The organism is Bradyrhizobium sp. CCBAU 25338 (genome assembly GCF_028128965.1).
Lineage (GTDB): Bacteria > Pseudomonadota > Alphaproteobacteria > Rhizobiales > Xanthobacteraceae > Bradyrhizobium > Bradyrhizobium liaoningense.
Genome location: NZ_LFKY01000001.1, coordinates 273,296 through 286,354 on the forward strand (window position 1 = coordinate 273,296; position 13,059 = coordinate 286,354).

13 protein-coding genes are annotated in these 13,059 nt (G+C 64.7%); 1 reads left to right on the top strand and 12 read right to left on the bottom strand.

Translation table 11 applies throughout. The features are described 5' to 3' along the window. Positions 1 to 3 precede the first annotated feature (3 nt). From ACM42_RS01210 to ACM42_RS01240, 7 genes are all read right to left on the bottom strand, one after another. Complete coding sequence (locus ACM42_RS01210) at positions 4 to 939, bottom strand: carbohydrate kinase family protein (RefSeq protein ID WP_271526304.1); 936 nt, start codon at positions 937 to 939, stop codon at positions 4 to 6. 136 nt (positions 940 to 1,075) lie between these two features. Further along, positions 1,076 to 2,992 carry a nitric oxide reductase activation protein NorD gene (locus ACM42_RS01215; protein WP_271526305.1) on the bottom strand — a complete coding sequence of 639 codons (1,917 nt, stop codon included), beginning with the start codon at positions 2,990 to 2,992 and terminating at the stop codon, positions 1,076 to 1,078. A gap of 10 nt (positions 2,993 to 3,002) precedes the next feature. Beyond that, on the bottom strand, positions 3,003 to 3,812 hold the full coding sequence (locus ACM42_RS01220; protein WP_271526306.1) for a CbbQ/NirQ/NorQ/GpvN family protein: 810 nt from the start codon (positions 3,810 to 3,812) through the stop codon (positions 3,003 to 3,005). A gap of 62 nt (positions 3,813 to 3,874) precedes the next feature. Continuing rightward, on the bottom strand, positions 3,875 to 5,221 hold the full coding sequence (locus ACM42_RS01225; protein WP_271526308.1) for a cbb3-type cytochrome c oxidase subunit I: 1,347 nt from the start codon (positions 5,219 to 5,221) through the stop codon (positions 3,875 to 3,877). Positions 5,222 to 5,258: 37 nt separating this feature from the next. Then, positions 5,259 to 5,711, bottom strand: a complete 453-nt coding sequence (locus tag ACM42_RS01230; protein WP_131870107.1) for a c-type cytochrome — start codon at positions 5,709 to 5,711, stop codon at positions 5,259 to 5,261. Between the two features lie 96 nt (positions 5,712 to 5,807). After that, a complete protein-coding gene (locus ACM42_RS01235) occupies positions 5,808 to 6,068 on the bottom strand; it encodes a cytochrome C oxidase subunit IV family protein (RefSeq protein ID WP_271526309.1) in 261 nt (86 codons plus the stop codon). 2 nt (positions 6,069 to 6,070) lie between these two features. Then, positions 6,071 to 6,646: a cytochrome c oxidase subunit 3 family protein gene (locus ACM42_RS01240; RefSeq protein WP_271526310.1), complete on the bottom strand. Its 576-nt coding sequence runs from the start codon at positions 6,644 to 6,646 to the stop codon at positions 6,071 to 6,073. Between the two features lie 194 nt (positions 6,647 to 6,840). On the opposite strand from ACM42_RS01240, the gene ACM42_RS01245 reads away from it, so the two are divergent. After that, positions 6,841 to 6,972: a hypothetical protein gene (locus ACM42_RS01245; RefSeq protein WP_271526393.1), complete on the top strand. Its 132-nt coding sequence runs from the start codon at positions 6,841 to 6,843 to the stop codon at positions 6,970 to 6,972. An 85-nt stretch (positions 6,973 to 7,057) separates the two neighbouring features. Here ACM42_RS01245 and mmsB read toward each other — a convergent pair whose 3' ends face one another. The 5 genes from mmsB to ACM42_RS01270 form a co-directional block, all read right to left on the bottom strand. Next, positions 7,058 to 8,248 carry a multiple monosaccharide ABC transporter permease gene (gene mmsB, locus ACM42_RS01250; RefSeq protein WP_271526311.1) on the bottom strand — a complete coding sequence of 397 codons (1,191 nt, stop codon included), beginning with the start codon at positions 8,246 to 8,248 and terminating at the stop codon, positions 7,058 to 7,060. Further along, positions 8,245 to 9,822 carry a multiple monosaccharide ABC transporter ATP-binding protein gene (gene mmsA, locus ACM42_RS01255; protein WP_271526312.1) on the bottom strand — a complete coding sequence of 526 codons (1,578 nt, stop codon included), beginning with the start codon at positions 9,820 to 9,822 and terminating at the stop codon, positions 8,245 to 8,247. Before mmsA ends, mmsB begins: the two co-directional genes overlap by 4 nt. A 137-nt stretch (positions 9,823 to 9,959) precedes the next feature. Beyond that, positions 9,960 to 11,030, bottom strand: a complete 1,071-nt coding sequence (gene chvE / locus ACM42_RS01260) for a multiple monosaccharide ABC transporter substrate-binding protein (RefSeq protein WP_271526313.1) — start codon at positions 11,028 to 11,030, stop codon at positions 9,960 to 9,962. Positions 11,031 to 11,102: 72 nt separating this feature from the next. Next, on the bottom strand, positions 11,103 to 11,981 hold the full coding sequence (locus tag ACM42_RS01265; RefSeq protein WP_271526387.1) for an SMP-30/gluconolactonase/LRE family protein: 879 nt from the start codon (positions 11,979 to 11,981) through the stop codon (positions 11,103 to 11,105). Next, entirely contained in the window at positions 11,981 to 13,057 is a 1,077-nt protein-coding gene (locus tag ACM42_RS01270; RefSeq protein ID WP_271526314.1) for an aldose epimerase family protein, read from the bottom strand. Before ACM42_RS01270 ends, ACM42_RS01265 begins: the two co-directional genes overlap by 1 nt. Positions 13,058 to 13,059: the final 2 nt, after the last annotated feature.

The window sequence follows — 13,059 nt, forward strand, 5'->3', positions numbered from 1 at the left end:
GGATTACCAACTCCAATTGATCTCATGGCTCCAGGGTGGATCGGCGCCCGGGCGGGTGCAGGTCAGGCCCGCGCAATTGGCGGCAAAGGACAGTGCGCGCCGCAGCTTGTCCGCTCCGATCTTGCTCAGTTTCTCGCGCACCAGCCCGCCCTGCTTGTGCAGGGCGAAGAGCAGCGCCGCCTGAAAACTGTCGCCGGCACCAATGGTGTCGGCAACCTCGACCTTCGGCGCGGGGACTTCGATCTGCCCTGCCCCTGCGTGCCACGCGATCGCGCCGTCGTTGCCGCGGGTGATGACGATGAGGCTTGTGCCCTGTGCGAGCAGCGCGCTGGCGCGCCGATGATACGGCTCGTCGCCGAAGAGATAGGCGAAATCGACGTCCGACATCTTGATGAGATCGGCGCCTACCGCGAACTCGGCCATGCGCGCGAGATAGGCCGGCTTGTCGCTGACGAGGTTCGGGCGGCAGTTCGGATCGAACGAGATCATGGACGACGCCCGCGCGTCTGCGATCAGCGCCTTGGTCTCGGCCGCACCCTGGTCGTTGACCAGCGTGGTCGAGCCGACATGAACGGCTTCGACGCTCGCGAATGGAATGGACCCGCGCCGGTAGGTCCAGTTCCGCGCCGCGGTCTCGGCATCGTAGAACGCGTAGTGCGACTCGCCCGCGACGATGCGGACAAAGGCGAGCGTGGTCTGGTGATCGCTGCGGGTGGCGAGACTGATATCGACATTGGAGGCCGCGGCGTGATCGGCGATCATCCGCCCGAACAGGTCAGTCGAGACGCCGCCGACGAAGCCGGCCGGCGCGCCCAGCCGCGCCATGCCGATCGCGACGTTGAGGCAGGAACCGCCGACCGCCGGCATCAGGGCTTCGCGTCCCTCAGTGTTTCTTGTTGGTACGAAATCGATCAGGGCATCGCCGCAGGCTACCAGCATACGCTTCAACCTCTCGCGACGTCGCGCATCGCCGCGCGGCTACCGCGATCGACCTTGGCCTTTTGATCCATCCGGCCATTCGATCATATACCCAATTCCTGAGCAACAGTTCGCACCAGGCTATATGTTCTAAGCGTCAATGCGCCACCTGCCGGTAGATCGCCGGCAGCGCTGCCGGCAACCGCTTGATGTTGCCGACGATGGCGTAGCCACCGCGTCCGAACAGCGTCGGAAAGTAGGTTTGTGCCGCCGCGTCGATCGTCACGCCGAAGACCGCGATGCCGAGCCGGCGCGCTTCCTGCACGGATTTCCTGGTGTCTTCGGCCGCAAAGCGCCCTTCATAGTGATCGACGTCGTTCGGTTTGCCGTCGGTGAGGACGAGCAGCAGCTTCTTGCGCTGCGGCTGGCGCGCGAGCTCGGCCGCGGCGTGGCGTACCGCCGCGCCGATCCGCGTGTAATAGCCGGGCCTGAGTGCCCCGATGCGGCGCTCCACGGCCCCGCTCATTGGCTCGCCGAACGCCTTGATGGTTTCGAGTCGCACCCAGGAACGTCGACGTGAGGTGAAGGTCAGGATGCTATGGTGGTCGCCGCAAGCCGACAGCCCGTGCGCGAGCACGAGCAGCGCTTCCTTTTCGACGTCGAGCACGCGATAGCCGTCGACCCAGGCATCGGTCGACAGCGAGACGTCGACCAGCAGCGTGACGGCGAGATCGTGCCCTTGCGGGCGCATCGCGACATGGATGCGGTCGAGACCACCGCCGCTCCCGGCACTGAGGTCGCACCGCGCGCGCACCAGCGCGTCAAGGTCGATATCATGTCCGTCGCTCTGGGCGCGCATCATTTCGTGACGCGGACGCAGAACCTCGAAGCGGCGACGCACCTGGTGAATGCGTCGGCGCATCGCGTCATCCGCCGTCCAGCTCTCGCCTTCCTCGGACGCCGCAGCCTCGAGCACCCGGCAATGATCCGGCAGATAGGAGCCGCTGCGATAATCCCATTCGGGATAGGTCAGGTCCGCGTACAGCTGCGAGGCGTCGAGGGCCTCCGGCGGCAGGTCGAGATCGAACTTGAACCGGCTCGCCGGCTTGCCGCTGCGGCGGCTGAGCGTGATCTCCTCGAGATCGTTGGCTGCCTTCTGCGCATCCTCGTCCTCGCTGTCATCAGCCGGGCGGTCGACATTGACCATCTCGGCCATCGCGAGGATCTTCTCGAAGCGGTTCAGCACGAACGGATCGCGCCGATTGGCATCGTCCCCGCGCTCGCGGACGGCAAACCGCTTGCGATCGTCCTTCGCCGCGGCCGCCGCGCCCGGTGCGCATTCGTCTTCGTCCGCATGTGCGGGCGAGAGCTCACGCGTCCAGCAATCGCCCCAGAGCGGACACGGCAGGATCGCGCGATAACCCGGCGGCGCCTTGTCCGGCAGCGGGCCCGTCCCCATCATCGCCGGCCACAGCCTGCCTGCAGGCGCCTTTCCGGTTCCGAGCAGGGCCAGGACGATCTGCTCGATCTCTTGCTCGACGCGCGGCAAAGGGCGACGAGGCCGGGCCTCGGCGGTGGCCGCGGCAAGCTGCGCGTAATCGGCGACGAGCCCTGGGAATTGCGTGAGAACCCAGACCGCGGTCTCGCTCGCCCGGCGCAACATCGAAAGGTCCCGCCGCAGCGGGTCGGTTTCCGCGATCGCCTCGATCGGCGCGGCTGCGAACCACGCCGCAAGCCAACGATACAGCGTTGCGTTCAGGGCCCGGTCGGGAAAGATCGCGATGCGATCGGGCAGGAAGATGGTTGCCGAGTCGCGGCCTGGGTGCTCGAGCCGCTCGTCGCCCAAGCCGATGCGCTGCCGCCAGCCGAGACGATGGCCCGCCCTGCGCGCGCCTGCGCTCGCGATCTGAACGCCGGTCTCGCCGCCAAGCGCGCGGAACATCACAGCGAGCCGGCTCCTCACCTCTGCGAGCGTGACGGCGTGGTCGGCGTGAGTCGGGTAGCTCGAAGTGCCGCCGACCATCCGATGCCAGGCGCGACCGACCGTTTCCTCCAGTTCGAGGAAGTCAAGCATCGGACTGGCCTCACCCGATCACGGCACGGGCGACGTCGAGCAGCGCCGCCTTGACGTCGGCATCGTCCGTCAGCGGCTCGATCATGCCGGCAAGCACTGCATCGGCGATCGGCGTGCCGGCGGCGATCAGGGTCGCGCAATAGACCACGAGCCGGGTCGAGACGCCCTCCTCCAGGTCGTGTCCCCTCAGTGCGCGCAGCCGGCCAGCCAGCCCGACCAGCGGCCGCACGCGCTCCGGCGGCAGTCCGCTTTCGGCGGAGACGACGGCGATTTCCTGCTCGGACGGCAGGAAGCCGAATTCGATGGCAACGAAGCGCTGTCGCGTCGACGGCTTCAACGCCTTCAGCAGCGTCTGGTAGCCGGGATTGTAGGAGACCACGAGCATGAAGCTGTTCGGCGCCGCAAGCTCCTCGCCTGTGCGCTCCAGCGGCAGGATGCGGCGATCGTCGGTCAGGGGATGCAGCACTACGGTGACGTCCTTGCGCGCTTCCACGACCTCGTCGAGGTAGCAGATGCCGCCCTCGCGCACCGCGCGCGTCAGCGGACCGTCGGTCCATACCGTGTCGCCGCCCCGCAGCAGATAGCGACCGGTGAGATCGGCCGCGGTGAGATCGTCGTGGCAGGCGACGGTGTGGAGCGGCAATCCGAGACGCGCCGCCATATGCGCGACGAAGCGCGTCTTGCCGCAGCCGGTCGGCCCCTTCAGCAGGACCGGCAGCTGGTGCCGCCAGGCGTGCTCGAACAGCGCGCACTCGTTGCCGCTTGCGACATAGGCCGGCAGCTCGGGCGCCGAGGTCACCGTGTGAAGGGCAGCTTTCATGATGTTTCTCCGGACTTTCCAGGAAGCTGGCGGCCGCGGCGAACCGCGGCCGCCAGTTGCATTTATTCAGCCGGCTGCAACGCGCCGGGGATGACCGCCTGCTTGGCGCGACCGGGTACCATCACCGCCCAGACGAACATCAGTGCGGAGATCGCGACGAACACGCCGGAGCCGAGCCGGACCCAGTAGAACATCGCGAGTTGGTCCTGCACGTCCATGTAGCCCTGGCCGAGCACGCGCTGGAGATGGACCTGGACCACGCCGGCGAAGGTCAGCGCGAAGGTCATCACCATCATGGCCGTGCACATGATCCAGAAGCTCGCCATGCTCAGCCACTGGTTATAGGGCGCGCGTCCCCTGATCTGCGGGATCGCATAGGCCATGACGGAAAGATTGAGCATCACATAGGCGCCGAAGAAGGCGAGATGGCCGTGCGCCGCGGTGACCTGGGTGCCGTGGGTGTAGTAGTTCACCGAGGACAGCGTGTGCAGGAAGCCCCAGACGCCGGCGCCGAGAAAGGCCATCACCGAGCAGCCGACCGACCACAATAGCGCAGCGCGGTTCGGATGCTTGCGGCCGGCCTTCCATGTCATCTGCACCGTGAAGATCACCATCGTGAAGAACGGTGCCACCTCGAGCGTGGAGAACAGCGAGCCGATCCACTGCCAGTAGCCGGGCGCGCCGATCCAGTAGAAATGATGGCCGGTGCCGAGGATGCCAGAGAACAGCGCAAGGCCGATGATGACGTAGAGCCACTTCTCCACGACCTCGCGGTCGATGCCGTTGAGCTTGATCATGAGATAGGCGAGCACCGAGGCCATGATCAGCTCCCAGACGCCTTCGACCCAGAGATGGACGACGTACCACCAGTACATCTTGTCGACTGCTAAGTTCACAGGATTGTAGAAAGCGAACAGGAAGAAGATCGCAACGCCCCACAGGCCGAACAGCAGGATGTTCGTGATCGTGGTCTTGCGGCCCTTCAGTGCCGTCATGGTGACGTTGAACAGGAACATCAGGCAGACGACGACGATGCCGACCTTGATGATGAAGGGCTGCTCGAGGAACTCGCGTCCTTCGTGATAGTGGAAGAGATAGCCGACCACGGCCACGCCTGCCGCGCCGAAGAACATCCAGAACTGGATCTTGGCCAGCAGCGGGCTGTACAGCTCGGTCTCGGTTTCCTCAGGCAACAGGAAATAGGTCGCGCCCATGAAGCCGATCAGCGACCACACGATCAGCGCGTTGGTGTGGATCATCCTGACGACGTTGAACGGCAGGAGCGTCGACAGCGTGTTGGGCAGGACGTAGATGGTTCCGGCGACGAGGCCGAACAGGACCTGCGCGAGAAACAGAGTCAGCGCGCCGTAGAAGTAGAGCATCGCGACTTTCTGGGTCTGATATTTCATCTCGGGTCTCTCTGTCTTGAAAGAGGAAACAGCGTGCTCAGCCGGCCTTGTTCGGCGGCCACTCCTGCCGCTTGATCTTGCTGGTCCATTGCAGGAAGTCGGCGAGATCGTCGAGCTCCTGGTCGGTGAGGTTGAACTGCGGCATCTGCCGCCGGCCGGGCGCGCCCGAGGGCTGCGACTGCATCCAGGCCTTCAGTGTCTCGCGCGCAGCGGCCGGGTCCTCGTTGCCGCCCCAACGATCCCAGACGTTGCCGACTTCAGGGGCGAAGTAGGCGCCCTCACCCAGCAGAGTGTGGCAGTTGATGCATGAGTTCTTCTCCCAGACATGCTTGCCGCGGGCGACCGACGACGTCAGCGTCGTGGCGTCGGTCGACGTCGTGGCCATGTAGTAATGGCTGTGTGCCGTCAGCCCTATGAAAATGGCGAAGAAGAAGGCCGAGCCGCCGTAGAAGACATTTCGAGCGGCCGACTTGGTCAGGCGTTCAGCCATTGCCAATCCTTTCCGGTTTGATTCCTGCGAAATCGCGATGGTGTGATTTATTGCCGCTCAGCCCGGCCCGTTCTTTGTCAGGGCGCAATGAGCGCGTCAGATCAGGGCGACGACGGCCGAGGCGAGCCAGGCCAGCAGCAGGACGATCAGGATCCAACTCGCGACGAGGCCACGCCAGAGCGCGGGCACGGCGCGTAGATCCATGAAGTCGAGCGCGATCCGGTGGCCCTTGAGGGCGGCGAAGGCCAGCAGCAGTGCGTTGCCGAGCAGCGGCCGCGGCACCAGCGGCGGCAGCAGGATGGTCGCAAGCGCGAGGCCGATAAGCACGATCCAGCTCATGTCGATACGATCCGGCATGGTCATTTGACCAGATAGAGAATCGGGAACATGACGATCCAGACCAGATCGACCATGTGCCAGAAGGCAGTTGCCGTCTCGACGCCCGATATCCCGGCGCGGCGGCAGACCACGGCGAGGATGACGATGCCGAGGCCGACATGCAGAAGATGAAAGCCGGTCAGGAGGAAGTAGAGCGTGAAGAACGGGCTGGTCTCGAGCCCGACGCCTCGCCCGATTTCTTCCGCATACTCGGCGATCTTGATCGCGATGAAGAGGCCGCCGAGCGCCATCGCGCCGAAGATCCAGTATCGCGCCACCGGCCGTTCCCCGGCACGCGCGGCCTTCGTCGCCTTCGCCGCCGCCCAGCCGCTGGTGACCAGCACGACGGTATTGAGGCCGGCGAGATTCGAATCGAGCGCTGACTGCCCGGCCGCGAACAGCGTGGGGTGGATCGCGCGGCTGACCGAAAAAGCGCCGAGGAACAAGCCGAAGGCGACGAGCTCGCTGAAGATCAGCACCCAGATCATGGGATCGCCGGGGAGCTCTTCCAGAATTCCCCAGCCGCTTTCCTGTTGTTCGCACTCGACCGTCGACATCGTCTTTCCGGATCAGCACACCGGCCAGACTTAGCCCGGCTGCCCGGTTCCGAGTTTGTCGCCGGACAAACTGGGGAATTGCGGGGCGCTTGTTTGCGCCGACACAACGTCCGACCGGCCGGATCGCAGTACGAACCAGCTCAGAGTTCCACGGAATGGCCAATGATCACATGAGTGATGCACAGATCGGGTTGATGACCGCCACACCCATCATCATCGCCTTCGCCATCGCGCTCCGGCGAATGGGGGTATTGTCGACGGTGGCGACCGTATCGGCGGTGAGCCTCTCCGTCGCGATCGCGGCGGTGCTGTTCACGACGCAGTAGGTGGACGCGCGGCCACCATCTCCGTCGCGGTCCTGGAAACAGGGCGGCACGGCGCGTTGCGCCTTGGTCCACCCGACGAGACCGCCTACCGCCGCTGATTATACACGTCGATGCACACCGCCCCCAGCAGCACCAGGCCCTTGATGACCTGCTGGTAATCGATACCGATGCCGAGGATGGACATGCCGTTGTTCATCACGCCCATGATCATGGCGCCGACCACGGCGCCGCCGACGCGCCCCACGCCGCCATAGGCCGAGGCGCCGCCGATGAAGCAGGCGGCGATGACGTCGAGCTCGAAGCCGAGACCTGCCTTCGGGGTCGCGGTGTTGAGCCGCGCGGCGAAGACGAGGCCGGCGAGCGCGGCGAGCACGCCCATGTTGACGAATGTCAGGAACGTCAGCCGTTCGGTCTTGATGCCCGACAGGCTCGCCGCCTTGGCGTTGCCCCCGACCGCGTAGATCTGCCGCCCGATCACGGTGCGGCGGGTGACGAAGCCGTAGAGCGCGATCAACGCGGTCATGATCACCAGAACGTTGGGCAGGCCGCGATGCGAGGCGATCAGATAGGTGAAATAGAGCACGGCGCAGGCCAGCAGGATGCTCTTGCCGAGGAAGAACGCATAGGGCTCGATCTCGATTCCGTGCAATTGCTCGCGCGACCTCCCCTTGGCGCTGGCGTAGACGAGGCCGAGCGCCAGCACGGCGCCGATCAGCATGGATGTCGGATGCAGCGTGCCGGCTTCGGGCAGCAGTTCCGGAATGAAGCCGGAGGACAACTTCTGGAACGTCGCCGGGAACGGCCCGAGCGACTGGCCCTGCAACACCGCGAGCGCGAGGCCCTTGAACACCAGCATCCCCGCCAAGGTGACGATGAAGGACGGGATCTTGAAATAGGCCACCCAATAGCCCTGCGCAGCGCCGATGGCGGCACCGACCAGGAGGCAGGCGATGAACGCAAGCGTGTAATCGACCTTGTAGGTCACCATCAGCACCGCGGCCACGGCGCCGATGAAGCCTGCGACCGAGCCGACCGAGAGGTCGATATGGCCGGTGACGATCACCAGGAGCATGCCGAGCGCCATGATGACGATATAGCTGTTCTGCAGCACCAGGTTGGTGAGGTTGAGCGGCTGCAGCAGCGTGCCGCCCGTCACGACCTGGAAGAACAGCATGATCGCGATCAGCGACATCAGCATGCCGTAATTGCGCAAATTGTTCTTGATGAAGCTGCCGTGCCGGCGCTCCTCGGGCAGCGACACCGTCTTGTCGGTCATGGCTGCGATCCTCCCATCTCCGCGGCCTCAGGCACGCCGTTTCCATTGCTTCGTTCGTTGCGCATGATGGCGCGCATGATCTTCTCCTGCGTCGCCTCGGGGCCCTTGAATTCCCCGACGAAGGCGCCATCGTTCATGACGCAGATGCGGTCGCAGATGCCGAGCAGCTCGGGCATCTCCGAGGAGATCACCACGACGCCACGGCCGGCCTCCGCCAGCTCGTTGATGATACAGTAAATCTCGTATTTGGCACCGACGTCGATGCCCCTTGTCGGCTCGTCCAGGATCAGCACCTTCGGGTCGGTCATCAGCCATTTCGACAGCACCACCTTCTGCTGGTTGCCGCCGGAGAGCTGGCCGGTCTCCTGGTAGACGTCGGAGCAACGGATGCGCATGCGGCTGCGGTAGTCGCTGGCGACCTTCAGCTCGGCGATGTCGTCGATCACCCTCCTGGGTGCGATCTGGTCGAGGCTGGCGAGCGTGATGTTCTTGCGGACGTCGTCGGCGAGGATCAGGCCGAGTTGCTTGCGGTCCTCGGTGACATAGGCGAGGCCGGCGTCGATCGCGGCCGCGACGCTCGGCAGCGCGATTTCATGGCCTTCAAGCCGGATGCTGCCGCTGATATTGGTGCCCCAGGAGCGGCCGAACAGGCTCATGGCGAATTCGGTGCGGCCGGCCCCCATCAGGCCGGCGATGCCGACGACCTCGCCTCGCCTGACGCTGAAATTGACGTTCTTGATCACCTGTCGTTCGGGATGGATGGGGTGATAGACCGACCAGTTCTCGACGTCGAGCACCGGTTCGCCGATCTTCGCGCTACGCTCCGGGAAGCGGTGCGCGAGATCGCGGTTCACCATGCTGCGGATGATGCGATCCTCCTGGATCGGCTCGGCGTGACAGTCGATGCTGTCGACGGTGCGGCCGTCGCGCAGCACCGTGATGTGGTCGGCGACCTTGGCAACCTCGTTGAGTTTGTGCGAGATCAGGATCGAGCCGATGCCCTGCTCGCGAAATGTCATCAGGCGTTCGAGCAGAGCGGCGCTGTCGGCTTCGTTGAGGCTCGCCGTCGGCTCGTCCAGAATCAGCATGCGCACACGCTTGGACAGCGCCTTTGCGATCTCGACCAGCTGCTGCTTGCCGACACCGAGATCGGTGATCAGCGTGTCCGGCGATTCCTTGAGGCCGACCTGCGCCAGCAGTTCCCGCGTACGCCGGTAGACCTCGTCGCGGTCGATCACGCCGAACTTCGACGGCGGATGCGACAGGAAGATATTCTCCGCGATCGACATCAGCGGAATCAGCGCCAGCTCCTGATGGATGATGATGATGCCGAGCGCCTCGGAATCGTTGATGTCGCGGAAGCGACGCTCCTCGCCCTCGAAGATGATGGTGCCCTCGTAGCTGCCATGCGGATAGACCCCGCTGAGCACCTTCATCAGCGTCGACTTGCCGGCGCCGTTCTCGCCGACGAGGGCGTGGATCTGCCCGGCCTCGACCTGGAAGTTGACGTCGCGCAGCGCCTGCACACCGGCAAAGCTCTTGCTGACGTTGCGCATCTCCAGCATTGCGGTCATCGGATCATTCTCCCGAACTTTTCCACGTCGTCATGGCCGGGGCTTGTCCCGGCCATGACGAGCACGTGGACATACGCTTCGTCCCTCATAGAGAGCTGCCTCTCCCACGCTCGCGGGGAGAGGAAGAAGAAACAGTCTCACTGGAACTGCGACTTCTTGTAATAGCCGCTGTCGACCAGCACCTTCTCCCAATTGTCCTTGTAGACCACCACCGGCTTGAGCAGATAGGACGGCACGGTCTTGACGCCGTTCTCGTAGGTCTTGGTATCGTTGACGGTGACCTCCTTGCCGGCGAGCGCGGCGTCGACCATGTCGGCTGTCACCTTGGCGAGATCGCGGGTGTCCTTGAAGATGGTCGAGTACTGATCGCCGCGCAGCATGGCCTTGATCGAGGGCACTTCGGCATCCTGGCCCGAGATAACAGGCATCGGCTGGTCGGCACTGCCGTAGCCGACGCCCTTCAACGAGGAGATGATGCCGATCGAGATGCCGTCATAGGGCGACAGCACTGCATTGATCTTTTTGTTGCCGTAGTAGGCGCTGAGCAGATTGTCCATGCGCGCCTGTGCGGTGGCGCCGTCCCAGCGCAGGGTCGCGACCTTGTCCATACCCATCTGGCCCGAGGCGACGACGAGCTTGCCGCCGTCGATGTAGGGCTTCAGCACGCTCATGGCGCCGTTGTAGAAGAAGTAGGCGTTGTTGTCGTCGGGCGAGCCGCCGAACAGCTCGATGTTGAAGGGACCCTTGCCCTCCTTCAGCCCGAGGCCTCTTTCGATCGATTGCGCCTGCAAGACGCCGACCTGGAAATTGTCGAAGGTCGCATAATAGTCGACGTTCGGCGTGCCGCGGATCAGGCGGTCATAGGCGATCACCGTGATGCCTTTTGCTTTCGCCTGCTTGAGCACGTCCGACAGCGTGGTGCCGTCGATCGCCGCGATCACCAGCGCTTTCGCGCCCTTGGTCACCATGTTCTCGACCTGCGAGAGCTGGTTCGGGATGTCGTCCTCGGCATATTGCAGGTCGGTGTTGTAGCCGCGCTCCTTCAGCACCTTGACCATGTTGTTGCCGTCGTCGATCCAGCGCGCCGACGACTTCGTCGGCATGGCGATGCCGACGGTCGCCTTTTGGGCGAAGGCGGTGACGCCTGTGGCCATCGTGGCAGCGCCGGCCAGCGCCAGCGCGAGGAACGTCGTCTTCAGTTTCAGCATGTTTCACTCCCTTGGGTATCAGACTGTTTCTTCGTGACGTCGAGAACGTGGTCGTGGGATGCCTCTGGTCTCCTATGCGAGCTTGACGTCGGGCTCCGCGCGTCCACGTGCGGATGCCTCCAACAAGAAAGTGCAACCGGCTTGCGGATCGGCGGCGCGCGCAGTCGCGTCCATGCCCTGCCAGGCCGAGGTGACGAGCAGGCGCGACAGATCCGAGCCGACAAAGGCGGGGCAGCTCGCCTGCCTTGCCGGCACGCCGAGTGAGCGCAGGCGCTCGCCTTGCGGAGAATAGACATCGACCCGGCTCGCGCCCCAGCACGCGTTCCAGATGTTTCCTTCGGCATCGCACACCGAGCCATCGAGGCCGCCGATGCCGCTGTGGCGCAACAGCACCTCCGGCTCGCCGCGCGGCAGGCCGGTCGCGGGATTGAGCGGCACGGCATAGAGCACGGCGCGCGCGCTGTCGGCGAAATAGCCGATCGCGCCATCCGGCGAGAAGCAGATCGAGTTGGGAATACTGATGCGGGGAAACAGCAGCGCGATCTTGCCGCGATGGAACGCGTAGATCGCGCCTGCCCCCCGCTCCGCCTCGCATCCCATGGTGCCAATCCAGAACGTGCCGGACGGATGCACCCGCGCGTCATTGGAGCGGGTCGCGTGATTGTCGGCTTCGAGCGGACAGAGCAGCGTCATCACGCCATCGACGAGCTTGCGGATGTAGAGACCGTCCTCCGCGACGATCAATTGGCGCTCCGCATCGATGCGTCCGAGCGCGCTCGCCATTCGGCCGAGCGCATGGACGCGGATGCTGCCGCTGTCGAGCTGGGCCTCGAACAGCAGCCCTTCGCGGATGTCGAACCACCAGGCGGTGTCGGTGGTTGCGTCATAGGTCGGCCCTTCACCCAGATGGCAGGGATAGCCCGAGAGCACAGTCGTAGGCACCTGTTCCATCATGGTGACCTCACTGAAAAGCGATAGACCGTATGATGGCGATAGACTTCGCCGGGGTCGAGGCGCGGGCTCGGGAAATCCGGCCGGTTCGGCGCGTCCGGCCAGATGTGAGGCTCCAGGCACATGGCGTCCGATTGACGAATGAGCTTGCCGCCCTTCCCCGAGGTCGTACCATCGAGGTAATTGCCGGAATAGACCTGGAGCCCAGGCTGGTCGGTGAGCAGTTCCATGATCCGCCCCGCGCGCGGCGCTACCAGCCGCGCCGCGAGCCCGAGCCTGCCGTCGCGCCTGAGGCAATAAGTGTGGTCATAGCCTCTGCCGCTCTGCAATTGCTGATCGCTCTCACGGATACGCTCGCCGACCGGCCGCGGCTCGCGGAAGTCGAACGGCGTGCCCGCCACCGGGCGTGGCGGCTCCCGCAGCGGAATGGCGGTGGGATCGATCGCGAGGAAATGCTCGGCGGCGACGGTCAGCTCATGGTCGAGAACGGACCTGCCCGACGTTGCACCTTCCAGATTGAAGAAGCTGTGGTTGGTCAGGTTGACGATGGTCGGCCGGTCCGTCCGCGCCTCCATGATGAGCGAGAGTTCGGTCGGGCCGGTGACGCGATAGGTCAGCCGCACGTCGAGCCGGCCTGGATAGTTCTCCTCGCCATGCGGGCTGACACAGGTAAGCGTCACCGCGGGTTCGGCGCCCTCGTCGAGGTCCGCAATCTCCCAGAGCTTGCGGTCGAATCCGTCGAGGCCGCCGTGCAGCGCATTGGGACCGTTGTTGACGGCAAGCTGTATCGTCTCACCGTCGAGCGAAAACTGCCCCTTGGCAATGCGGTTGGCGTAGCGGCCGACTGTTGCACCGAAAAACTTTCGTTCGGCGAGATAACCGGCGAATGTGTCGTGGCCAAGCACGACGTCGTCGAGGCTGCCCCGGGCATCCGGCGCGATCAACGCCTGAAGGACTGCGCCATGGGTGATGATCCGCGCCTCGAAGCCACCCTCCCCGCGCAGCACGATGCGCTCGACCTTGCGGCCATCCGGCAGCGCCCCGAAAGCGTCTCTGGTGATTTTTGATGCGGCCATGT

Excerpts from the sequence above, each read along its gene's own strand:
- ACM42_RS01210 (WP_271526304.1), bottom strand. The coding sequence starts at position 939 with ATGCTGGTAGCCTGCGGCGATGCCCTGATCGATTTCGTACCAACAAGA.
- ACM42_RS01215 (WP_271526305.1), bottom strand. The coding sequence starts at position 2,992 with ATGCTTGACTTCCTCGAACTGGAGGAAACGGTCGGTCGCGCCTGGCAT.
- ACM42_RS01220 (WP_271526306.1), bottom strand. The coding sequence starts at position 3,812 with ATGAAAGCTGCCCTTCACACGGTGACCTCGGCGCCCGAGCTGCCGGCC.
- ACM42_RS01225 (WP_271526308.1), bottom strand. The coding sequence starts at position 5,221 with ATGAAATATCAGACCCAGAAAGTCGCGATGCTCTACTTCTACGGCGCG.
- ACM42_RS01230 (WP_131870107.1), bottom strand. The coding sequence starts at position 5,711 with ATGGCTGAACGCCTGACCAAGTCGGCCGCTCGAAATGTCTTCTACGGC.
- ACM42_RS01235 (WP_271526309.1), bottom strand. The coding sequence starts at position 6,068 with ATGCCGGATCGTATCGACATGAGCTGGATCGTGCTTATCGGCCTCGCG.
- ACM42_RS01240 (WP_271526310.1), bottom strand. The coding sequence starts at position 6,646 with ATGTCGACGGTCGAGTGCGAACAACAGGAAAGCGGCTGGGGAATTCTG.
- ACM42_RS01245 (WP_271526393.1), top strand. The coding sequence starts at position 6,841 with ATGACCGCCACACCCATCATCATCGCCTTCGCCATCGCGCTCCGGCGA.
- mmsB (WP_271526311.1), bottom strand. The coding sequence starts at position 8,248 with ATGACCGACAAGACGGTGTCGCTGCCCGAGGAGCGCCGGCACGGCAGC.
- mmsA (WP_271526312.1), bottom strand. The coding sequence starts at position 9,822 with ATGACCGCAATGCTGGAGATGCGCAACGTCAGCAAGAGCTTTGCCGGT.
- chvE (WP_271526313.1), bottom strand. The coding sequence starts at position 11,030 with ATGCTGAAACTGAAGACGACGTTCCTCGCGCTGGCGCTGGCCGGCGCT.
- ACM42_RS01265 (WP_271526387.1), bottom strand. The coding sequence starts at position 11,981 with ATGGAACAGGTGCCTACGACTGTGCTCTCGGGCTATCCCTGCCATCTG.
- ACM42_RS01270 (WP_271526314.1), bottom strand. The coding sequence starts at position 13,057 with ATGGCCGCATCAAAAATCACCAGAGACGCTTTCGGGGCGCTGCCGGAT.